This window comes from Paenarthrobacter sp. 2TAF44, assembly GCF_052114885.1.
In the GTDB taxonomy this organism is placed as follows: domain Bacteria; phylum Actinomycetota; class Actinomycetes; order Actinomycetales; family Micrococcaceae; genus Arthrobacter.
Map to the genome: position 1 here is coordinate 16,764 of NZ_JBFRFP010000031.1, position 18,614 is coordinate 35,377.

Consider the following 18,614-nt stretch of genomic DNA (forward strand, 5'->3'; position numbering starts at 1 on the left):
AAGGCGCGCCCTGAATGCCCCCCTACCCCAACGCCCGTACTTCCGCTTCTCGGACCGGCTCCGACCGGACCCCATCAGCGTCGATGACCAACGACCGCGGAGCCCCGGCGTCGTAGCGGCTGCTTTCGGCCACTCCGCAATGCAGGAATCGGCAAATCAGCTCCCGCATTGAAGCAGTCACCCGAGCGGTTTCCGCCTCTGAGGCGTTGACCATCATCGGGGAATCCCCCCAACGGTCAGTGCCGTCAAAGATGAACGCGAGCGGAAAGCAGTGGGCTGCGTAGGCGCCATCAAGCTTGCTTCGGTGATCGAATCGGACCACCTGGGCCGGCACAGGTGAGTGCGCGGCGATCTCCAGGGCGGAGATGCGGAACTGTGCCAATGTCGCGGCTCGAACCATCCGGAGGTAAGCATCGGGCTCTTCACCGTTGGTCACCAGGCGTTCCGCAGCCAGCACAGGGTCTTCGAAGGTTCGCTCAAGGAACTCGTCCACGTCCGCAGTGGAGAACTGGTCCCTCGGGTGGTTGCGCAGGAACGCCGCGGACTCTTCAGCGGTGGTAAGGATGAGCAGGGCGCCGGTGTGGATCCTCTGAACCGAATCCGCATACCTCACCAGGTCGGCCGGAGCCTCCCCTGACTCCACGGGCATATACGGGAACGGCCGAAGACCTGCCCTTGCAGCCTCCTGGGCATCAAGAAGTGCCGGAACTCGAGCAGCCTCAGGGCCCGACCCCAAGGCTTCAAGAACGGCAGCACGATGGCTGAGCCAGACCCCTACAGGCAGTGGCGCCAGGCGGGGCATGCTGATCAACAGGGTTTGCGCTGCCAAACCACGCACTGACGGGTTCGTGCTCAGGGCATAGGCATACCAAGCACCGGCTGAATCCCCGGCCAAGGTGACTTTCCCGGGGTCTCCGCCAAAGGCGCTGATGTTCTCCCGCACCCAAGCCAGTGCGGCCCGAAGATCACGCAAGGGTTTGGTGGATTCCGAGGGTTCCCCGAGCGAGCCGAAATGCCCTGTCACTCCGAGCCGGTAGTTCACTGTGACCAGAACAAAGCCGCCGTTCCGCACAAGGTCCGGCGAGTCGTACCAACGGCTCTCCCCGGAGCCGGTGGTGAAACCGCCGCCAGGAATGAAGAAGAGCACGGGCAGTCCATGGGCACCGGCAGGGGCCTGGACCCGCAAGGTAAAAGCATCCTCATTCTGTTCAAGCTCGCTCAACGCAGCGCCAAGCAACCCGTCCAGCATGCCCGGGCGCTGCGGAAAGGCGGCCGGGCGGGTTTGCGCGTTGCCGGCAACCACCCTGGAAACCTCACCGTTCCGCGGGTCCGAACCCGCCGTCCCATAGCGAAGTCCGGGTGCGTCCAGTATTCCTGCACGAAGACTCGCCCTGACCTCCCCAGCGGGAATATCAATCCACAGAACCGTCACGCAAGGAACTCGTGATCGTCCGCTTTGACCGTCTCGGTTGTTTCCCAGTACTCCACGTTTGTGTAGGGCCATACCTGGGAAACCCGGCCATGCGCGTTTTGATACCAGCTGCGCACGTAGGGCTGCCCCCAAGCCATCCGGCGATTTCCGGCGTCGACCCATTCCACAAAGCGGTCCAGCGCCGCCGGCTTGACGTCGATTGCGGAGGCGCCACGCTGCAGGAGCTCGTGGACGGCCTTCAGGGAGAACTCGACGGCCCGCTCGATCATGAAGTGCAGGCTTCCCGCCACCACTCCTCCAACGTTGGGGCCATAGATAAGGAAGAAGTTGGGGAACCCGGGCACAGTGACGCCGTTGTAGGCCCTGGCGTCGCCCTTCCAGAAATCGTGGATCTCCACACCCTCGCGGCCAACAACCTCCACCTCGTCGAGGTAATCGGAGGGTTTGAACCCGGTGGCGAAGACCACGATGTCTACCTCATGTTCAACGCCGTCCTTGTCGATGATCCCCTTCTCGGAGAACCGCTCTATCCCGGCGGTAACCACGGTGGTGCGCTCGGACTTGAGGGCAGCGGCCCACACCCCGTTGTCACGCAGCATCCGCTTGGCTCCCGGCGGATAGTTGGGGATGGCGGTCTCCAACTGTTCCGGACGGTCGGCGAACTGCTCCTTCAAGCGGTCGATCAGCACTTCACGGACTTCCTGGTTCTTGGCCGAAACACTCAACGGCGCACCCTGCCATCCGTCCTCGGCGGTCACCGTGTGCAAGCGGCCCGGGATGCCTTGAATCGTCACCCACAGGCGGTACCACTGTGCGTAGTGGGGAACCTTGCGTCGCAACCACGTGAAGGTGTCGCTGACGCCGTCGTGATAATTCGGAGCCGGAAGCATCCACGGCGCGCTGCGCTGGAAGAGCACCAGCCCGGAGACCTCGTCAGCAAGCGCGGGCACAATCTGGTAAGCGCTGGCACCGGTGCCAATGACTGCCACGCGCTTGCCGCGGTAGTCGGCGTCGTGCGACCACTCCTGCGAGTGCATGGTCACGCCGTGGTACAGCTCAGCCCCAGGGAAGTCAGGGATGTTGGGCCGGTCCAGTTGGCCTAGTGCACTTACGACGGCGGCAAAGGTGCGCACCCGCTCCAGGCCGCCGTTATGGCGGGTGGTCGCCTGCCAAGTGCGTGACTCCTCGTCCCATAACAAGCGGACAAGACGGGTGGAGAACTCGATGGATTCCACCACACCTGCACGCTCGGCCACGTCACGGACGTAATCCAAAACGTCTCCGCCTTCGGCGAACTGGTGTGGCCAGTCACCACGCTGGGCGAAGGAATACGAATATCCGAACGTGGGGGTATCGAGGCGGACACCCGGGTAGGTGTTCTTGGCCCAGGTCCCGCCCAGGGTCGGTGCGTCCTCCACGACGGTGAAGGGCACACCTGCCTGTGAATAGCGGTACGTCGCAGCAATTCCGGCGATCCCGGCACCGATGATCAACACCGGGAAGTCGCGTCCGTCAGCGACCTCGTCAAAACTCCACTGCGGAGCTCCGCCCTTGTCCGCAGCGAGGTCGAGTTCATGCTTCAGCGACGCGTGCCAGTGCTCGCGGCCGCCCGTGAGGAAGCCGAGGAGGTCCGCTACTGCGTCGTCCTCCAGCATGTCAACGCTGGTGATTTCCTTGTCCCGCAGCCTGCGCAAGCCCTCCAAAGCCAGCGCCTTGGCGCGTTCCTGCTGATCCGGTGACATGCCCCCGTGTGGATGAGGCTGGGTATCCACCAGGGTCAAGGGAGGCTGCAGATCGCTGCTGAGGAAAGTGGTATCGCCAAGCGCCGCCGCGAGGGCGGCGAGCAGGACAGGAAGTTCCGCCTGGGCGACGATCTTTTCCAGGTCGACGTCGTCTTCGACGATCGGCTCTGCACTTGTTTGCCAGTAGAGGTCGTCAAACCGCATCGTCTCAGATCTCATTTCCTGCATGCTCGGCATTTTTCCTCCTTGATTCGTCACGGCCGCGACAGCGGATGGACGTATGAACGCAGTTTGTTGATCACGGCCTGCTCACTTTGCTCGGTGAACGCGGCAGCGACGTAACGGTCGGGACGGACGAGCACGGTGTGGCGTGTGGCCAACCCGGGAAGCGCGAGAACACGCCCCGCATCCATCAGGACCTGCTCATCACGATTCCGGCGGGTCGCGTGGGAATTCCCCGTGAGCGTGATCCGGCGAGCGCCGAGCAGGGACCAGAACTGGCTGCCGGCTAACGTTTCGGCGACACCTGCCCCAAGTGTGATGAGCGCCCACCCGCTCCCCAGATGTGAGTCGAGTGGCGCCGTCGATCCGTCCTCATCGGCTACGGCCGGTTGGCTGAGGGCAAGGCCCACCCAGGCTGCGACTCGACGATCAACGTCGCGATCTGCTTTGATGGCCACACCGTTGCGGTAGTCCGGCGGCGTGATGAACCGCATCGAACCCAGGTACCTATGCACAGCGGGAATCAGGCTGACCGTACGGAAAGCAATATCCCGGAGATTGGTCCGGAAAGCGCCGACGGCCATGACTACTGCACCGGTCCGGCGTGAAACCTTGACCATCTTGGCCGCGTGGGTGCGGCGTTCGGACTCGTAAGTGGACAGGAGGCGGTCCGTGCCTACACCGCGGAGCACTTCCAGCAGTTTCCAGCTCAGGTTCAGGGCGTCCCGCAGGCCTGCGTTCAACCCTTGTCCGGAGAAGGGAGGCATCAAGTGTGCCGCGTCCCCGATCAGGAACGCGCGTCCCGAACGGTAGGTGCGTGCCAGCCGCTGATGGGCTACGTAGACCACAGCACGCCTGACGTCTTCGGTGCGGAGCTCCGGGTGGAAGGGTCTGGACAGCTCCAGGATCTTCTCCGGGGACGTCATTTCGTCCGCGTCTTCGTGGTCGAAAAGCATGAACTCAAGCCGCAGGCGGCCCTTGATTCCCGGAACCAGGACGTAGGGACGGGTCCCGTTTCCATGGAACTCGGCGTAGGGTTCGCGTGCCCCGGGGATGTTGAGCAAGTCCACCACAATCCATCGTTCCTGCTGGGTGGAACCCACCAGGTCGATGCCCAGGCTCTCGCGGATAAAGCTGCGACCACCATCCGCCCCAACAAGCCAGGACGCCGTCACGGTGCCGGCGCTGGCGCCGGCGTCGGCGTCGGAGTCGAATCCGACGCTCACACCGTCGGCTTTCTGGCTGATGGAAGTTACCTGGGCACCGGCGAGGAACTCAATCCCATGGTGGTTTTGGGCCTTGTTCCACAGCAGCTCTTCCAGCACGGGCTGGTCGAACTGCGACTTCGCAGGATGGCCGATGCGGGAGGGAACAGGCGTGGACGACGCAAGGGGCCTGTCATTCAACCCGAAGTAGCGGCTGCCGGTTCCCAGCAGCGATTCCGTCTTCAGCGCTTCCGCGAGGCCCAAGCGGTCCATCGTCCGGAAGGTCTCGTCAGCGATGCTGATGGCCCGCGGCAGGTCCATCGGCGCCGTGGCGGTTTCGAGCAGCACAACGCGTGCACCGCCGTCGGCAAGCAGCAGCGCCGCCGTCAGTCCAACCGGGCCGGCCCCCACGACCGCAACTTCGAAGTCCTCCATGGTGTTACCTCCACGCATTCTTAAGCAACGAGGACGTTGCGAAGGGTGCCGAGCTTGCCGACCTCAACCTCAACCACGTCACCGGGGACCAGGAATGTTGGCGGCTCCATGAACAGCCCCACACCGCCGGGCGTACCTGTAACAATGACGTCGCCCGGAGCCAGCGGAGTGAACGCGGTGACGTACTCGATGATGGCGGGGATGTCGAAGATGAGGTCAGCGACGGCGGCATGCTGCCGGACCTCGCCGTTTACACGGGTTTCCACCACGAGCTCGGTGACGTCACCGACTTCCTCGGCGGACATGAAGTAGGGGCCGAAGGCTCCGCTGAGTGGGAAGTTCTTGCCGGGGGTCCACTGACCCGTGTGGCGCTGCCAGTCGCGGGCGCTGAAGTCATTGAACGCGGCGTAGCCGGCGATGTAGTTCCACGCGTCTTCCGGCTTGACGTGGTCCGCGTGGGCTCCGATCACCAGTGCGACTTCGCCTTCGTAGTCGTACATGGAGCTTTCTGCGGGAATCGGCAGGTCTGCGCCGTGGGCAGCAAGGGTGTCAGAGAAGCGTGCGAAGACGGTGGGCTTGCCTAGCTCGTCCCGTCCGGTTTCCTCCCGGTGGCTGCGGTAATTGACGCCGATGCAGATGACCTTGCCGGGCGCTGACAGGACGGGGAGGAAGGTGGTTCCTTCAACCGGCTGGACCGGCGCCTTGTCCCCCTCCAGGGGAGCTGACAGCAGGCCTTCCTCGATGGCCGACTGCAGCGAGGGGCTGAGGCTGGCGCCACTGGGACCAAGGTCAAGCAGTTCTCCGTTGGCCTCCAGGCCCCATGTGGGCTGGCCTTCTTGGTTCAAGTAACTTGCGTAGCGCATGTGAATCCTTTCTTGTGCCGGCGTCATTGCCTCCGGGCTTGCCGGTTTTTGAACTATACAAAGAATGCATTCTTGAGTCAATAATGTACTTTCGATCCATGAGTGCGTAAGTGTACGCTTGTGCCATGGCACGACAAGCGAATGCAGAAACCATCAGCGAAGTGGTCCGGGGCAAGTTACGGGCCGAAATCTTTGCTGGCCAGTGGGCCCCGGGTACCAACCTCCAGGTTGGTGAGCTCACCAAGCGGTACGGCGCCAGTTCCACTGTCGTCCGTGAAGCGCTGGTGCGTTTGGCTGGTGAAAAGTTGCTGCAATTCCGTCCCAACAGAGGCTTTTTCGTCTCCGAATACACCCTGGAAGAACTGCGCGGCCTGGGTGAACTTCGTTGCCGTGTGGAGGAATATGGCCTGACCTTGGCCATCGAACAGGGCGACGTTGCCTGGGAGTCCGATCTTCTTGCAGTGCACCACCGCCTGGAGCGGACTCCGCGCCGCACCACCGAGGACCCGAACCATATTTCGGTTGAATGGTTCCTGGCCCACCAGGAGTTCCACGCGAAGCTGCTGGAAGCCTGCCCCGTCCCGTTGTTGCAGGACTTCGCTGCCACCCTGGGCGAGGCTACCGCCCTGTACCGCCTCTGGACCGCTCCGGACAAGCGCGCCCAAACCCGGGACATAGAGGCCGAGCACCGGGCCATTCTCGAGGCAACCATTGCCCGCGATGCTCCGACGGCCACCAAGCTTCTGCGTGAGCACTACATGCGCACGATCGATGTGATCGAAGAAGCCGAGTTCCATGCCGCGTCCGAAGCCGGGCTGCCCAACGAGTAAGGGCGACCCGGCCCGTTACTAGTTCAACGCGATGGGGAAGGCACCGTGCAAGCGGAAGTCCTCGCCGTTGTAGACGCCCCAGCGGTTGAACCAAGTCCGGTCATCTTGATCCCATTCGATGGGAGGACGGTCGAGGTCGTGGATCTGCTCCAGATCCGTATACAGTTCCACCACAGTGCCGTTGGGCTCGACGTAGTAGGCCGCGATGTTGTGTCCCGCTCCGTGGCGCACGGGACCCCAGATCAACCGACGACCTTTGGCGAACAACCTGTCACCCAGCCTGCCAAGGTCTGCGATGGACTGGGTCTGCCACGCGTGGTGGTGCAAGGAACCGCGGCCCTTGATGAGGGCAATACCGTGATGATCCGGGTTGCACCGCAGGAAGTACGCGAAGTCCTGGCCAATGACATCGGAAACCTTGAAGCCGAAGAACTCCACCAGGAAGTCCTTCATGACGGCGGGGTTCTGGGGATGGATATTGATGTGGCCATACCGGTCTGGACCAAAGGACGCAGGACCGTGACGGAAGTCCTTCATCCCCACATAGACGTGGTAGACGTATCCCTCCGGACCCAGGACAGCGAAGCCTTCACCGATCTCCCGCTCGAGTGGGCTACGGGTAAGGATGGGGAACCCAGCCGCCTCCAGGCGCTTGCGGATGATTTCAAGCCCCTCCGGGCTGTCCGCAACAAGGCCGATATGGTCGATTCCGTCCTCTTCGCCTTTTACGTAAACCAGCTCGTGATGGCGGTCCGCAGCGGACAGGTAGGCACGGTTGTCATCGTTCAGCGTCATACGCAGGCCGAGGACATCGGTGGCCAGTTCAAGGGACTCGTCGTAGTCCCTGGTTCGCATTGCGAGATAGCCCATCTCGGCAATCACACCAACTGCCATAGCTAAAACCTTTCTTTGAATGCCCAGTTCCTACACGGAGCGGGACGAGCCGCCATCCACACGGATGTTCTGGCCTGTGATGTAACTTGATTCCTCGCTTGCGAGGAACCGGATGACCCGGGCCACTTCCCCGGAGCTGGCAGCCCTGCGCAGCGGTATCCGGGCGGTCCATTCAGCCGGCACGATACCGGGTTCCTCCTTGGTGAAGCCCGGGAGGACGTTGTTCATTCGTATTCCGGACGGACCGTACTCGTCGGAATACAGCTTGGTGAACGACCCCAGTGCGGCACGGAAAGTGCCGGACACCGGGTAGTTCGGATTCGGTTCAAAAGGGGAACTGGTGGAAACGTTCACAACCGATCCCCCGCCGGCGGCAAGCAGGTGGGGAGTGACAATTCGAGCCATGCGAATAACGTTCATAAGGTACATCTCGTAGCCTTCGAGCCATTCGTCGTCGCTGATCTCAAGCACCGGCTTCCTGGCCGCGTGGCCGGCACTGTTAATTACGACGTCGATCCGCCCGTAAGTCTCCAGCGCCAAGTCGGTTATTGACTGCAGGTCCACAACGGAACGGTTCGAACCAACCGCGCCCACCCCGCCGAGGCTACGTGCCAACTCCATGGCACTGCCGGAGGGAGAAAGGGCTGCGATTTTGTACCCGTCATCAGCCAACGCCCTGGCTGCCGCACCCGCGATTCCGCGGCCACCGCCTACCACCAGCGCTACCTTGACTGGTGCGTTCACTCCTTGTCCTCCGCCTCGCCGAGCTCGGCGTAGTGCTGGACGAGCCTGTCCATGGCGAGCGCTGAGAGTTCGGCCGCTTCGGCGAAGTCGATCTGGTCTCCCGCGGATGCCGAGATGTAGAAACCGTCCGTAAGGGCGCGGCCCAGCATGACGACTTTCCGCGCAAGGTCGGGCTTGGCGCGCAGCGCGGCTTCCGGAAGCCCTGGAGTGACGGCTTCCACCATGAGCTCATACATTTGCTCGCGCACTTCCAGGTACTTCTGGCGGGCAGCGTTTCCTGCCAGCCGCTTCTCCAAGGCGAAGAGCAGGCCGATGATCCAGAACGCTTCCTGTGCGTGCTCGGGATCAGTCGAATTGGCGGCGGACCCGGCGATACTCGTACGAAGGATTGCCCTGTTCTCCGGTCCACGGTGACGGGTCTGCCAGTTTTCGAAACAATAGTCGATCAGTGCAGCAAACAGGCCCTCTTTGTTTTCGAAGTGCCAGTAGACCGAACCGATCGGCAGGCCGGCAACCCGGGCCACCTCGGCCATGGTGGTGCCTTCGTAGCCCACTTTCACGGCCAGCTGGAGCACAGCTTCGAGGATGGCGCGTTCATTTTCCGGCGTGGATTGGTGGACGCGGCGACGCTTGCCGGTCTCGGTCTTGCCGTTGCTGCTGACATCCGCACCTGCCCGGGGACTCATGCGTTCAACTCCCCACGCGTCGCAGAGCGTTGTCCGCCGGGGTTGATCTTGGCAAACTGCACTTCCTCATAGATCTCGTGGCGCAGTTCGCCGAAGCGGGGAAGGGACCTGGTGTCTGCTTGGCTGCGGACGTCCGGAAGGTCGATGTGGAGGTCGGCCTGGACAATGGTCGGCGAGCTGGACAAGACCAGGACGCGCTCCGCCAGGTACACGGACTCATCGATGTCATGGGTGACAAAGAGGATGGTCATGTTCAGGCGCTTCCATACGTCCCGCACCAGGTCCTCGAGCTCGCCACGGGTCTGAGCGTCAACCGCCGCGAACGGTTCGTCCATGAGCAGGACGCTCGGGTTGGATGCCACAGCCCGGGCGATGGCCACGCGCTGCTGCATGCCGCCGGACAGCTGCCAAGGGTAGCTCTTGGTCGCGTGGGAAAGGCTGACCGCCTCCAGCGCTTCATTGACACGTACCCTGCGTTCGGCCTTCGGCACACCTGATGTCTTCAGAGGCAACCCGACGTTTTCTTCCACAGTGAGCCAGGGGAAGAGACTGCGGCTGTATTCCTGGAATACCACCGCCATGCCCTCGGCTGGACCGGAGACGCGCTTGCCGTCCAGCACCACCTCACCGGAGGTTGGTTCAAGAAGTCCGGCAATGCATTTCAGCAGTGTGGTCTTTCCGGAGCCGGAAGGACCCACGAGGCAGGCAAACTCACCGGCATGGAGATCGAAGGTGAGTGACCTGACGGCCTCCACCTCGTTGCGGGAGCCTACGCCGTAGACCTTCCGGACCTGCTGGACACTGAGACGGACGTCCGACTTGTTAGCCGTCATTGGAGGCCTCCTTAAGACCGTAGTACCATCCCAAAACCCATTTTTGGATCGCTTGGAATGCAACCGAGAGCAACACACCTATGATCCCCAGCAGGACGATGCCGCTCCACATTTCAGGGATTGCAACGCGGTTTTGGAAATTAATAATCGAGTAGCCAATACCGTCGGTCGAGGCGAACATCTCCGAAACGACCAGCAGGATGAGTCCCACGGCGAGGCTGTGCCGGATGCCGGCCATGATGAGCGGCATCGCTCCGGGCAGCACCAGGTAACGCATGCGGTTGAAGCCACGGAGCCGGTAGACCAGCGAAGTGTTCTTCAATACTTCATCGAGGGAACGCACGCCTTCAACCGTATTCAACAGGATGGGCCAAAGACAGCCCAGGACGATCACCGTCACCTTCATCGTGTCATTGATACCGATGAGCAGGAGCAGGACCGGGATGAGGATGGTTGACGGCACCGCCCTGATGAACTCAAGCAACGGCTCAAGGAGCCACCGCAAGCTGCGGGAAAGGCCGATTGCAATTCCGAGGGCGACGCCGAGCACCAGGGAGATTGCGAGGCTGATCAGGAGCCGCCCCATGCTCGGGAGGACGTCGTTGAAGAACTTCTCGCTGAACCACACCTTGGCAAAAGTGTCGGCCAGTTTGTCGGGCTTGGGGACAAAGAAGTTGACGCCCTGGGCTGTTGCCGCCCACCAGATGGCTATGAGGATGACCGGCAGGCCCAGCCACATGCCCAAACGCTTGAGGACGGTCATGCCGCCACCTCCGAACGGACGGAGCTGTGCCAGAAGAGCACTTTTCGCTCGATGAAACGGAAAATCAGGTTCACGACGATTCCCAAAAGACCTGATGTAATGATGAGGGCCATCATCGCCGACGGGTTGTCATTGAGCTGGGCCTGGGCGACCGCACGTCCTATCCCCGGTGTACCGACAATGAGCTCCGCGCTGATGGACAGGATCAAGGCGACAGTAGCTGCGAGCCGGATGCCCGTCATCAGGTACGGCAGGAGCGTGGGGAGAACGAGGTACCGCACGCGCTGCAGCCAGGTCATGCGCAAGGTGTGCACTGTGTCATCAGCAACTTTGTCAATGTCCGTGATGCCGTACAGGACCTGGATCAGGACGATCCAGAAGCAACCGTAAACTACGATCAGTAGCTCGGCGCCGATCCTCGGGCCAAAGAGCAGTGCAGCCAAAGGAATCAGGCCGACAGCCGGAATCGGGCGGAGGAACTCGATGGTGGTGTGGGTCGCCGACCGTAGGAATTTGCTCGAACCGATAAGGAGCCCAACCGCTACGCCACCCAGGATGGCCATGATGAGTCCGAGGAACCAAGCCCACATGGTCTGGCCGACGGTGATCCAGAATTGGGTGAAGGTCAAGTTGGTGAGGAATGTTGGAATGACCAGCGATGGTGGTGGCAAGTGGTGCTGGCTGACCGGGCCGAAGGCTGAGAAGACTTCCCAGACGATAAGTGCGGCGAGGATGCCAGCGACACCCAGGACATACGGCCCAATAGCAGCCCACTGCGCAGCACGCCGCACTGTCTGTTCCCGCGTGGGCAGGGAGCGCACAGCCACGCGGCTCAGGATCGGAGTTTGTGTTTCCACGGTTTCTGCTCTCGGTTGTTGCGATGAAATTTGTTGTCGGGGCCGGCCAGCGGCCCCGACAACAGCGGGTTATGGCTTCCAGATCACCTTGTCAACGTCCGGCTTGGTGCTGACGATGCCGTACTTGACGAGCAGATCCGCGAAAAGCTGGATGGTTTCTTTTGAGATGTCCGGGTTGTAGAGAGAGAGCTGGGCCTTCTTCGCAGCTGCAGGGTCCGTCCCCAAAGCGGCCGGCATTGCATCGCGGATCAGGTCGTTGTTCTCCGTCAGGAAAGGCAGGGCTTCCTTCATGGCCGCCGTGAAGCGCTTCACCTTATCGGAGTCACCCTCCACCAGCTTGCCACTGGAAATGGTCACTAGTTCGTTCGAACCCAGCCCGGCCTCCTGGATGAAGTCACTGACTACCCTGCCGCCCTTGGAAACCACCTGCTGCATGAAGGGTGAACCGGCCATGCCGGCGTCGATCTGGCCAGCCTCGATCTGCGCTGCAACCTCCGGGAAGGACAACTGAACGAACGCCACCTTCTTCGGGTCGCCGCCATCCTTGGCTACAGCTTCCCGAATGCCGATCTCACCGATGCTTCCCAGGGCGTTCACCGAGACCTTCTTGCCTTCAAGATCGCGGGCCGACTTGATGGTTGATGAGGCTCCAACAACCACTGCCGTGGAGTCTTCCACGATCTTGGGGTCGTTCTGGGTGACGCCCTCAACAATGCGGACGTCCAGGCCTTGTGTTGTTGCCGTCAGCGCCGTGACCGGGCTGGCCAACATGAAGTCGAGTTCGCCGGACGCCAGCGCAGGCAGCTGGGCCGCGCTGCTGCCGGCTCCAACCACAAGCTCCAGGTCGATGCCCTGCTTCTTGAAGTAGCCCTTGTCGATGGCCACTTGCATGGCTGCAACGGTGTTGGACGGGAAGATACCGTAGGTGACCTTGGTGAGTCCCTCGGATGTGCTGCCTGCTGCTTCCGGAGTGCTACCGTCCACAGATCCTGATGCGCAGCCACTGAGGGTCAGTGCCAGGCCCAAGGCAGCAACGGTAGCTGCGTGGGCTTTCTTGATGTTCATGAGATTCGCTCTCCCTTGAGTGAACGTTGGGCGGGCCTTCCCGCCTTACTGCCTGTGCTGGCGAGTTGCAGCAACAGTATTTTGCGGATTAAGCCTTTGTCAATGGATTATGCATTCTTAATCATGTTATGCGTTCTGCGGCGATAATGTGACGTCGGCCACGCTGAAAACCTTGCCCAAAACGCCGCTGAGTTCCTGTGCAAGGCACTCAGCAGCCACCACATGGTCGGGCCGCACGATGATCGCAGAGAAGGGCCTTTCGTCGAACCAAGCCTTCAGAACGCCGCTTTCGTCGCCCACTACCCGCACGCCAGGCGCGGCAGCAGCTTTGGCCCACGGCAGCTGCGTGGCCGGCACTGCGTGCACAAGGACACCGCCCAGCCTCCCAAGCTTCTCCGCGTCAGACTCACTGACGAACGCCATGGGATCGTTGTTCCAGACCACCACACGCCACCCTTGGCCGGTGGCGTCGTCCAACAGGACCGACATACCTTCCTCGTTGCGGACTGTGGGCTGTGGGAACAACGTTCCCACCGTACGCGGCGCGTCTTCCCTGTCCGGGAGAGACTTCCACGTGGGGAGCTTCGACGGAACCACAATGCCGTGATCGTACTTAGGCATGGGTTTGTAGCCTTGGTTGTTCAGGCGGGCGCGGGCCTTGGGAAGCCGGTCCACCACGGCGGCGGCCATATCGCGGACGGCCGTGCGCAGCCTGTTGTGGTCCGTCACGAGGTTTGCCATGTTCAGCGACAAAGCCACCATGGCCTTGACGTGTTCACGGCGTTCGTCTTCGTAGGAATCAAGCAGGCGGTCGCTGGCTTTGCCGTGGACCACGGCTGCGAGTTTCCAGCCCAGGTTCAAGGCATCCCGGATGCCGGAGTTCCACCCCTGTCCAGCCACAACGGGCATGACATGGGCCGCATCGCCCGCCAGCAGGAAACGTCCCACACGGAACTTCTCCGCGACGCGGGCGTGGTGGGCATAGACCCGACGGCGGATGATGTTCAGGCTCGCTGGATCGGGTACGTGGGGGGCCAGGAGGGAGAAGACGAACTCATCATCCTCGGCCACCTCTTCCGATTCCCCTTCGAACAGCGTAAACTCCCAGCGCCGGATGCCGTGGGGCAGGCTGAGCGTTGCGTAGCCGCGGCTGGGGTCTCCACCGAACACTGCATGCGGTGTACCGATGGGATCGTTCGCGACGTCGATCACGAGTCCGCGCGTCGATCGGGTTTCGCCTTCGAATGCCAGCCCAAGGTGCTGGCGGGTCAGCGACCGGCCGCCGTCGCAACCCACGACGTAGCTGCCGGTAACCCTTCCCTGTCCAGTGGGCGTGCTGACCGTGGCGCTAACGCCGTCGGAATCCGATCCAAAAGCGTCCACCCGGCAACCGAAACGCACCTCCACATGGGGGTACCGCGCCAGGCCTTCGAGCAGGGCCTTATCGACCAGGGGCTGGATAAAGCCGTTCCTTCGGGGCCAGCCGAACTCGCGGGTGGTGGGATTGATTTCCGCCAGCACCTTGCGGTCGCCGTTGACGATCCGGATCTTCTGGTCAGGCACCGTGTGCGGCAGCACCTTATCCACCAAACCGATGGTCTGCATGGTCCGGAGCGCCTCGTCGTCAATGCCGACGGCACGCGGGTAATCAATGAGTTCATCGCGGCCTTCAAGGACCACGGTGTTGACGCCAAACTGGCCAAGGAGGTTGGCGAGGGTCAAACCGACCGGACCGGCTCCGATGATAATTACGTCCTTGCGGTCGCTCATTCTGGGCCCCTCAGGGTCTTGATGGATTCCTGAGCCGCACGGCTAAGGAAGACGAGGTCAATGCCGAGGCCGACGTAGTCGACGAGTTCCCGGTCAAGAAGGTCGGCTGCGTAAGTACCGGAGCCAGAATAGATGCCCAAAGTCACGCCGTGTTCCCTCGTCAAGGCAGCCAATTGGACTATGGCTTCGCGGACGGGTCCGTCTTCCCAGTCGCCCCTGCCCGGAAGGCCGAAGGACACGGCCAGGTCCGCCGGCCCGACGTAAATGGAGTCCAGGCCGGGAGTCGTGACGATCTCTTCCGCGTTCTTCAGGCCGGCCACTGTTTCAATCTGGGCGATGGTGGACACGGCGCGGTTGCCCGCTTCGGTGTAGGACTCTCCCTTATAAAGGGACGGCCTGCTGGGACCGAGGCTACGGTTGCCCACACCGGGGTACTTGGTGGCTTCTACCAGCATTCGCGCTTGTTCCCCCGACTCGATGGTAGGTGCGATGATTCCGCGTGCACCGCTGTCCAGCAGACGAAGGATGGGGGCCGGATCCAGGCTTCCTACCCGGGCATAGCTGTAGGCGGAATCGCGGGGTGTGGCCCGCAGCATGGTGCAGGCTGCTTCCAGCCCCACTTCGCCGTGCTGCAGGTCGACCACCACGCCGTCGTATCCAGCAGCCAGCGCCCACTCCGTGACGGAGAGGGAAGGGATTGCCTGGTGCAACAGTGCGGGCGGCCGCCCGCCGCGGCTCTCCCACTTCATTTCGCGGTGCTTTCCGTCAGGCGCTTGGCGTGGGCGGCAGCGTTCATTCCGCCGAATATGGGGTTGATCTCGCGTCGCGCGATCTTCCATTCCCCGTCTACCTCGCGGTAGACCTCCCGGAATTCACCCACGCTGGCAGGCATGAGCGGGTTCTCCGAGGAGTCCCGGAACGTCAGGTACTGCGTCCAGCCATGGAGCTCCCCGCCTACACATTCCAAACGGATGCCGCCGATGAGGTGGCGGCCCACAACTCCCGTGACCTTGGCGCGACGCTCGCCCCAGGCCTTGATGGCGTCACGGCCATCCATGTCGCCCAAGGGGCCGGTGGATACAGCGTCTTCCGTGTATAGCTCCCAGGTTGTGTCCGCCTTGCCGTGATCGAGGCGCCACAGCAATTCCGCGACGAGTGCCTCGATGGCCACCCGGGTTTCGATCGTCACCTTATGCATGGACGGCCTCCGTCAGGTGCGCCACGACGTCTCCGAACCCGTGCGAGTACTTCGCCGAGTACGTAATGTTGGGATCCCAGTCCACGATCAATCCGATGGATCCGGAGAGCAGGATTTCTCCCGCACGGAGGGGCTTGCCGATCCTCAACGAGGTATCTGCCAACCACTGCACTGCATGGATGGGATCGCCCATGACATTTCCGCCAACGCCGCGCGTCAACTCTTCGTCGCCGCGGTAGAGGACCATCTCGACCTGCTTGAGGTCGACTTCGCCGTAAGGGATGCGAACCGAACCTGTGACAATTCCTTCGCAGGCCGCGTTGTCAGCGATCGTGTCAACGATACCCATCTTGTAGCTGTGGTAACGGTTATCAACCAGTTCCATTGCAGGCGTCACATAGTCGATGGCCGCTTCCACTGATGCCAGGTCCGGATCCAGGATGTCCGACTTCAGGACGAACGCCAGCTCGGCTTCGATCTTGGGGTGGAAGTACGCTGACGACGGCCGCTCAACCGGGGACTCGAAGACCATGTTGTCCAGGATGATGCCGTAGTCAGGCTCGTCCACGCCGGCACGCGCCTGGACCACAGGATTAGTCAGGCCAACTTTCCGACCAACGCGACGGCGGCCTTCCGCGGCTTCGCGCTGCTGGGTAACGAGCTCGGAGATACGGTAGGCCGCGTCCTTGTCCTTCTCCGGTAGCCGGTGGCGAACGAATTCGATAGGGGTGCGCGTTGTCCGCGCCTTGTAGAGATCGTCAGCGATCTCCGTAATGATGTCCGACATCTTCATCACGCCTTTCTGCTGAGGAAGTCGAGTGCTTTTTCGTTGAATTTCGTGGGATCCTCCCACTGCGGCCAATGGGCGGCGTTGCGGATCAGCGCGAATTCGCCGTCCGGAATTGCCGCCGCCAGGGTCTCGCCCGTTGCCACACCGCCCGTCGGCTCATGGTCCGTCCACACGAGCAGGGCCGGCACCGGGATGGCAGCGTAGTCTTCCTTGGTCACTTGGTTCCGGGCGCGGATGTCCGGAACCTGGAGCGCCATGATGTGCTCCATGGAGGTGATGAAGCCCGGCCGGCTGTAGACGGCACGGCGTACTTCCACCAGCTCGTCCGTGATCTGTTCGGGGTTGTGGATGACCACTTGGAGCCGTGCCTTGACGTTCTCGTAGCTGGGGTCCTCCACGGCCTTGCGACTCACTGGGCTGACACGATCCATGGACATAGGGCCCACCATGCGGCCGCCGGGAGCGCTCAGGACAATGGTGTGCAGGCGCTCGGGGTGGTGCGCGGCGAACTTGATAGCGATCCACCCACCGAGGGACTCGCCCAGGAGGTGCACCTTGTCCAGGCCCAGCACGTCCAGGAGATCCAGCAGATGTGCCTCGTAGTCCGGGATTTCCAAGTCGGCTTCAGCCAACGTTGAAAAGCCATGCCCGGGGTAGTCGTAACCGATGACCTTGTAATTCTGCGCCAGCGCACGGATGTTGTGGGTCCACGCTTCGATGTGCCCGCTGGTGCCATTGAGGAGGACCAGGGTTTGCTGTCCGGCGCCCACGGTAAGGACCCGTGTCAGCCATGGTCCTACTTGAACATACTCAAGGGTGTGGGGAAGGTCGGCAATCTCGCCCCACATGGTTACCTGGGTCATGCGTTCTGGGGAACAGCAGCTGTGATACCGAAGCCGGCACCCCAGGTCTTAACCGGCCAGTAGCGGTCCACCACCATGCTGTAGTCGCCCGCCGTCGACAATGCGCTGAAAGCCGCGATCCAGGAACGCATCTCATGTGCTGCGCTTCCGCCTTCGGCAATGAACTCGTCGTTGTCCCAGCCGTCCACGTCGCTCAGCGAGCCCGAACGGAACACCTTCATCAGCTTCTGGTCCCATTCCTCATTGAGGGGTGCGCTGGATGCGCGGCCGTCCGCAATAGCCTGAATGCCCTCAATGATCTTTCCTTCGCGGGCTGCACGGTCTTCTTTAGACGGTGCATAAGAGACCAAACGCTGCTGGACAGGGTCGGGCGCGCCGTCGTACTCGGGAATCGGCGGGTTGTGGGAGAGCCCGCCCGAGGCCACAAGGAGAACGCGCTTATCCAGTTGCTGGGCAGCGCGACCCAACGCCTCACCCATCAGACGGATCCGGGCCATGGGCGTAAGGGGCTTGCCGATGGCGTTCACAAATACGGGAACGAACGGGTTGGTGAAGCCCGAGCCAAACAGGAATTCCAACGGCTGCATGACGCCGTGGTCAACTTGGAGACGCTCCGAACGAGCTATGTCGATTCCCTGGGCAATGGTGAGCGCGTGCAGTTCCCGGGCAGTCTCGGAATCGACAGGGAGGGGGCCTTCGCCGGTTCCGTAATCGCCAACACCGACAGCCTGAGCACCAATGGCGAACGGCGGCATCATCGAGTAGAGCACACCGTTGAAGTGGTCCGGGCCGAAGATGACGGTAACATCCGGGGCGAAGTCCTCAACGAATGAGCGAACTTCTCCCAGGGCTTCATTCATTTCGGCGAAGATCGTTCCCCCGGGATCGACGTTCCCAAATGATGGCGCGTGTGACAACGCGGCAAGTGCAAGCGACATTGCTTTCCCTCTCAGTGAGCTCGACCACATCTGGTCGTTCCCTAGAGTGTAGATTCTAGATTCGTCATTTGCAATGCTTTGCTGTGATTCGTGCCAGCCGGCGCCTTCAAAGGCATCAAGCCCAGAGCCCTCTTACGTCAGATTCTGGCGCTCACCGGACAGCTGGAAACACTGGCCCTGGTCAAGAAACCAGCACCCCTCAAACCCGTAAACCGAGCCTGGAACGGCTAGGCAATCCGGAGGTTCTTCAACGAGGCAACGAAGCCACTCATCCGGAGGCTTCAAATGAGGCAACGTATTCTCTTCCCGGAGGTATTGCAATGAGGCAACAGGCTCTGACCGTGCGCTTTGAAGCGTCCTTATAGCCACCGGCTTATGGGCACTCAATCGGCAGTTCGGGCTGCGGCTCTGGGTAAACTCGCAGTCAACGGAAGGAGCCTCGCATGACAAAGCGGAAAATTCACGGCCTCTGGGTGTTATACCT

The 18,614-nt window shown here is 61.9% G+C and carries 18 protein-coding genes; 1 reads left to right on the forward strand and 17 read right to left on the reverse strand.

Annotated elements, in window-relative coordinates:
• Positions 1–22: 22 nt before the first annotated feature.
• From AB4Z15_RS22050 to AB4Z15_RS22065, 4 genes are read right to left on the reverse strand one after another with little or no spacing between them, the layout of a single operon-like run.
• Entirely contained in the window at positions 23–1,432 is a 1,410-nt protein-coding gene (locus AB4Z15_RS22050) for a carboxylesterase family protein (RefSeq protein ID WP_442018964.1), read from the reverse strand.
• The gene (locus AB4Z15_RS22055) at positions 1,429–3,411 is read right to left on the reverse strand and encodes a flavin-containing monooxygenase (RefSeq protein WP_442018965.1); all 1,983 of its coding nucleotides are present in this window, start codon (positions 3,409–3,411) and stop codon (positions 1,429–1,431) included. The genes AB4Z15_RS22050 and AB4Z15_RS22055 overlap by 4 nt, the downstream gene beginning before the upstream one ends.
• Before the next feature lie 17 nt (positions 3,412–3,428).
• Positions 3,429–5,054 (reverse strand): FAD-dependent monooxygenase, encoded by a 1,626-nt coding sequence (locus AB4Z15_RS22060; protein ID WP_442018966.1) that lies wholly within the window; start codon positions 5,052–5,054, stop codon positions 3,429–3,431.
• Positions 5,055–5,056: 2 nt separating this feature from the next.
• The gene (locus AB4Z15_RS22065) at positions 5,057–5,899 is read right to left on the reverse strand and encodes a fumarylacetoacetate hydrolase family protein (RefSeq protein ID WP_442005005.1); all 843 of its coding nucleotides are present in this window, start codon (positions 5,897–5,899) and stop codon (positions 5,057–5,059) included.
• Positions 5,900–6,024: 125 nt separating this feature from the next.
• Here AB4Z15_RS22065 and AB4Z15_RS22070 point away from each other — a divergent pair, with 125 nt between their 5' ends.
• Positions 6,025–6,729, forward strand: coding sequence for a GntR family transcriptional regulator (locus AB4Z15_RS22070; RefSeq protein ID WP_442018967.1), 705 nt, complete (start codon positions 6,025–6,027; stop codon positions 6,727–6,729).
• An 18-nt stretch (positions 6,730–6,747) separates the two neighbouring features.
• Here the strand turns inward: AB4Z15_RS22070 and AB4Z15_RS22075 are convergent, their stop codons facing one another.
• The 13 genes from AB4Z15_RS22075 to AB4Z15_RS22135 form a co-directional block, all read right to left on the reverse strand.
• Positions 6,748–7,623 carry a VOC family protein gene (locus tag AB4Z15_RS22075; RefSeq protein WP_442005003.1) on the reverse strand — a complete coding sequence of 292 codons (876 nt, stop codon included), beginning with the start codon at positions 7,621–7,623 and terminating at the stop codon, positions 6,748–6,750.
• Between the two features lie 30 nt (positions 7,624–7,653).
• Complete coding sequence (locus AB4Z15_RS22080; RefSeq protein ID WP_442018968.1) at positions 7,654–8,367, reverse strand: SDR family oxidoreductase; 714 nt, start codon at positions 8,365–8,367, stop codon at positions 7,654–7,656.
• Positions 8,364–9,053 (reverse strand): TetR/AcrR family transcriptional regulator, encoded by a 690-nt coding sequence (locus tag AB4Z15_RS22085; protein ID WP_442005001.1) that lies wholly within the window; start codon positions 9,051–9,053, stop codon positions 8,364–8,366. The genes AB4Z15_RS22080 and AB4Z15_RS22085 overlap by 4 nt, the downstream gene beginning before the upstream one ends.
• Positions 9,050–9,886 carry an ABC transporter ATP-binding protein gene (locus tag AB4Z15_RS22090; protein ID WP_442018969.1) on the reverse strand — a complete coding sequence of 279 codons (837 nt, stop codon included), beginning with the start codon at positions 9,884–9,886 and terminating at the stop codon, positions 9,050–9,052. Before AB4Z15_RS22090 ends, AB4Z15_RS22085 begins: the two co-directional genes overlap by 4 nt.
• The gene (locus AB4Z15_RS22095) at positions 9,876–10,649 is read right to left on the reverse strand and encodes an ABC transporter permease (RefSeq protein WP_442018970.1); all 774 of its coding nucleotides are present in this window, start codon (positions 10,647–10,649) and stop codon (positions 9,876–9,878) included. The genes AB4Z15_RS22090 and AB4Z15_RS22095 overlap by 11 nt, the downstream gene beginning before the upstream one ends.
• Positions 10,646–11,506 carry an ABC transporter permease gene (locus AB4Z15_RS22100; RefSeq protein WP_442018971.1) on the reverse strand — a complete coding sequence of 287 codons (861 nt, stop codon included), beginning with the start codon at positions 11,504–11,506 and terminating at the stop codon, positions 10,646–10,648. The genes AB4Z15_RS22095 and AB4Z15_RS22100 overlap by 4 nt, the downstream gene beginning before the upstream one ends.
• A gap of 69 nt (positions 11,507–11,575) precedes the next feature.
• Positions 11,576–12,571, reverse strand: a complete 996-nt coding sequence (locus tag AB4Z15_RS22105) for an ABC transporter substrate-binding protein (protein ID WP_442018972.1) — start codon at positions 12,569–12,571, stop codon at positions 11,576–11,578.
• A gap of 126 nt (positions 12,572–12,697) precedes the next feature.
• Positions 12,698–14,341 carry a bifunctional 3-(3-hydroxy-phenyl)propionate/3-hydroxycinnamic acid hydroxylase gene (locus tag AB4Z15_RS22110; RefSeq protein ID WP_442018973.1) on the reverse strand — a complete coding sequence of 548 codons (1,644 nt, stop codon included), beginning with the start codon at positions 14,339–14,341 and terminating at the stop codon, positions 12,698–12,700.
• Positions 14,338–15,090, reverse strand: a complete 753-nt coding sequence (locus AB4Z15_RS22115; RefSeq protein WP_442004995.1) for an HpcH/HpaI aldolase family protein — start codon at positions 15,088–15,090, stop codon at positions 14,338–14,340. The genes AB4Z15_RS22110 and AB4Z15_RS22115 overlap by 4 nt, the downstream gene beginning before the upstream one ends.
• Positions 15,087–15,539, reverse strand: coding sequence for a nuclear transport factor 2 family protein (locus AB4Z15_RS22120; protein WP_442004994.1), 453 nt, complete (start codon positions 15,537–15,539; stop codon positions 15,087–15,089). Before AB4Z15_RS22120 ends, AB4Z15_RS22115 begins: the two co-directional genes overlap by 4 nt.
• A complete protein-coding gene (locus AB4Z15_RS22125; protein WP_442004993.1) occupies positions 15,532–16,332 on the reverse strand; it encodes a 2-keto-4-pentenoate hydratase in 801 nt (266 codons plus the stop codon). Before AB4Z15_RS22125 ends, AB4Z15_RS22120 begins: the two co-directional genes overlap by 8 nt.
• Positions 16,332–17,192, reverse strand: coding sequence for an alpha/beta fold hydrolase (locus AB4Z15_RS22130; protein WP_442018974.1), 861 nt, complete (start codon positions 17,190–17,192; stop codon positions 16,332–16,334). Before AB4Z15_RS22130 ends, AB4Z15_RS22125 begins: the two co-directional genes overlap by 1 nt.
• Positions 17,189–18,130 (reverse strand): 3-carboxyethylcatechol 2,3-dioxygenase, encoded by a 942-nt coding sequence (locus AB4Z15_RS22135; protein WP_442004991.1) that lies wholly within the window; start codon positions 18,128–18,130, stop codon positions 17,189–17,191. The genes AB4Z15_RS22130 and AB4Z15_RS22135 overlap by 4 nt, the downstream gene beginning before the upstream one ends.
• Between the last annotated feature and the right edge of the window lie 484 nt (positions 18,131–18,614).

Coding starts and splice junctions, on each gene's coding strand:
- AB4Z15_RS22055 (WP_442018965.1), bottom strand. CDS start 3,411: ATGCCGAGCATGCAGGAAATGAGATCTGAGACGATGCGGTTTGACGAC.
- AB4Z15_RS22060 (WP_442018966.1), bottom strand. CDS start 5,054: ATGCGTGGAGGTAACACCATGGAGGACTTCGAAGTTGCGGTCGTGGGG.
- AB4Z15_RS22065 (WP_442005005.1), bottom strand. CDS start 5,899: ATGCGCTACGCAAGTTACTTGAACCAAGAAGGCCAGCCCACATGGGGC.
- AB4Z15_RS22070 (WP_442018967.1), top strand. CDS start 6,025: ATGGCACGACAAGCGAATGCAGAAACCATCAGCGAAGTGGTCCGGGGC.
- AB4Z15_RS22075 (WP_442005003.1), bottom strand. CDS start 7,623: ATGGCAGTTGGTGTGATTGCCGAGATGGGCTATCTCGCAATGCGAACC.
- AB4Z15_RS22085 (WP_442005001.1), bottom strand. CDS start 9,053: ATGAGTCCCCGGGCAGGTGCGGATGTCAGCAGCAACGGCAAGACCGAG.
- AB4Z15_RS22090 (WP_442018969.1), bottom strand. CDS start 9,886: ATGACGGCTAACAAGTCGGACGTCCGTCTCAGTGTCCAGCAGGTCCGG.
- AB4Z15_RS22095 (WP_442018970.1), bottom strand. CDS start 10,649: ATGACCGTCCTCAAGCGTTTGGGCATGTGGCTGGGCCTGCCGGTCATC.
- AB4Z15_RS22105 (WP_442018972.1), bottom strand. CDS start 12,571: ATGAACATCAAGAAAGCCCACGCAGCTACCGTTGCTGCCTTGGGCCTG.
- AB4Z15_RS22110 (WP_442018973.1), bottom strand. CDS start 14,341: ATGAGCGACCGCAAGGACGTAATTATCATCGGAGCCGGTCCGGTCGGT.
- AB4Z15_RS22115 (WP_442004995.1), bottom strand. CDS start 15,090: ATGAAGTGGGAGAGCCGCGGCGGGCGGCCGCCCGCACTGTTGCACCAG.
- AB4Z15_RS22120 (WP_442004994.1), bottom strand. CDS start 15,539: ATGCATAAGGTGACGATCGAAACCCGGGTGGCCATCGAGGCACTCGTC.
- AB4Z15_RS22125 (WP_442004993.1), bottom strand. CDS start 16,332: ATGAAGATGTCGGACATCATTACGGAGATCGCTGACGATCTCTACAAG.
- AB4Z15_RS22130 (WP_442018974.1), bottom strand. CDS start 17,192: ATGACCCAGGTAACCATGTGGGGCGAGATTGCCGACCTTCCCCACACC.
- AB4Z15_RS22135 (WP_442004991.1), bottom strand. CDS start 18,130: ATGTCGCTTGCACTTGCCGCGTTGTCACACGCGCCATCATTTGGGAAC.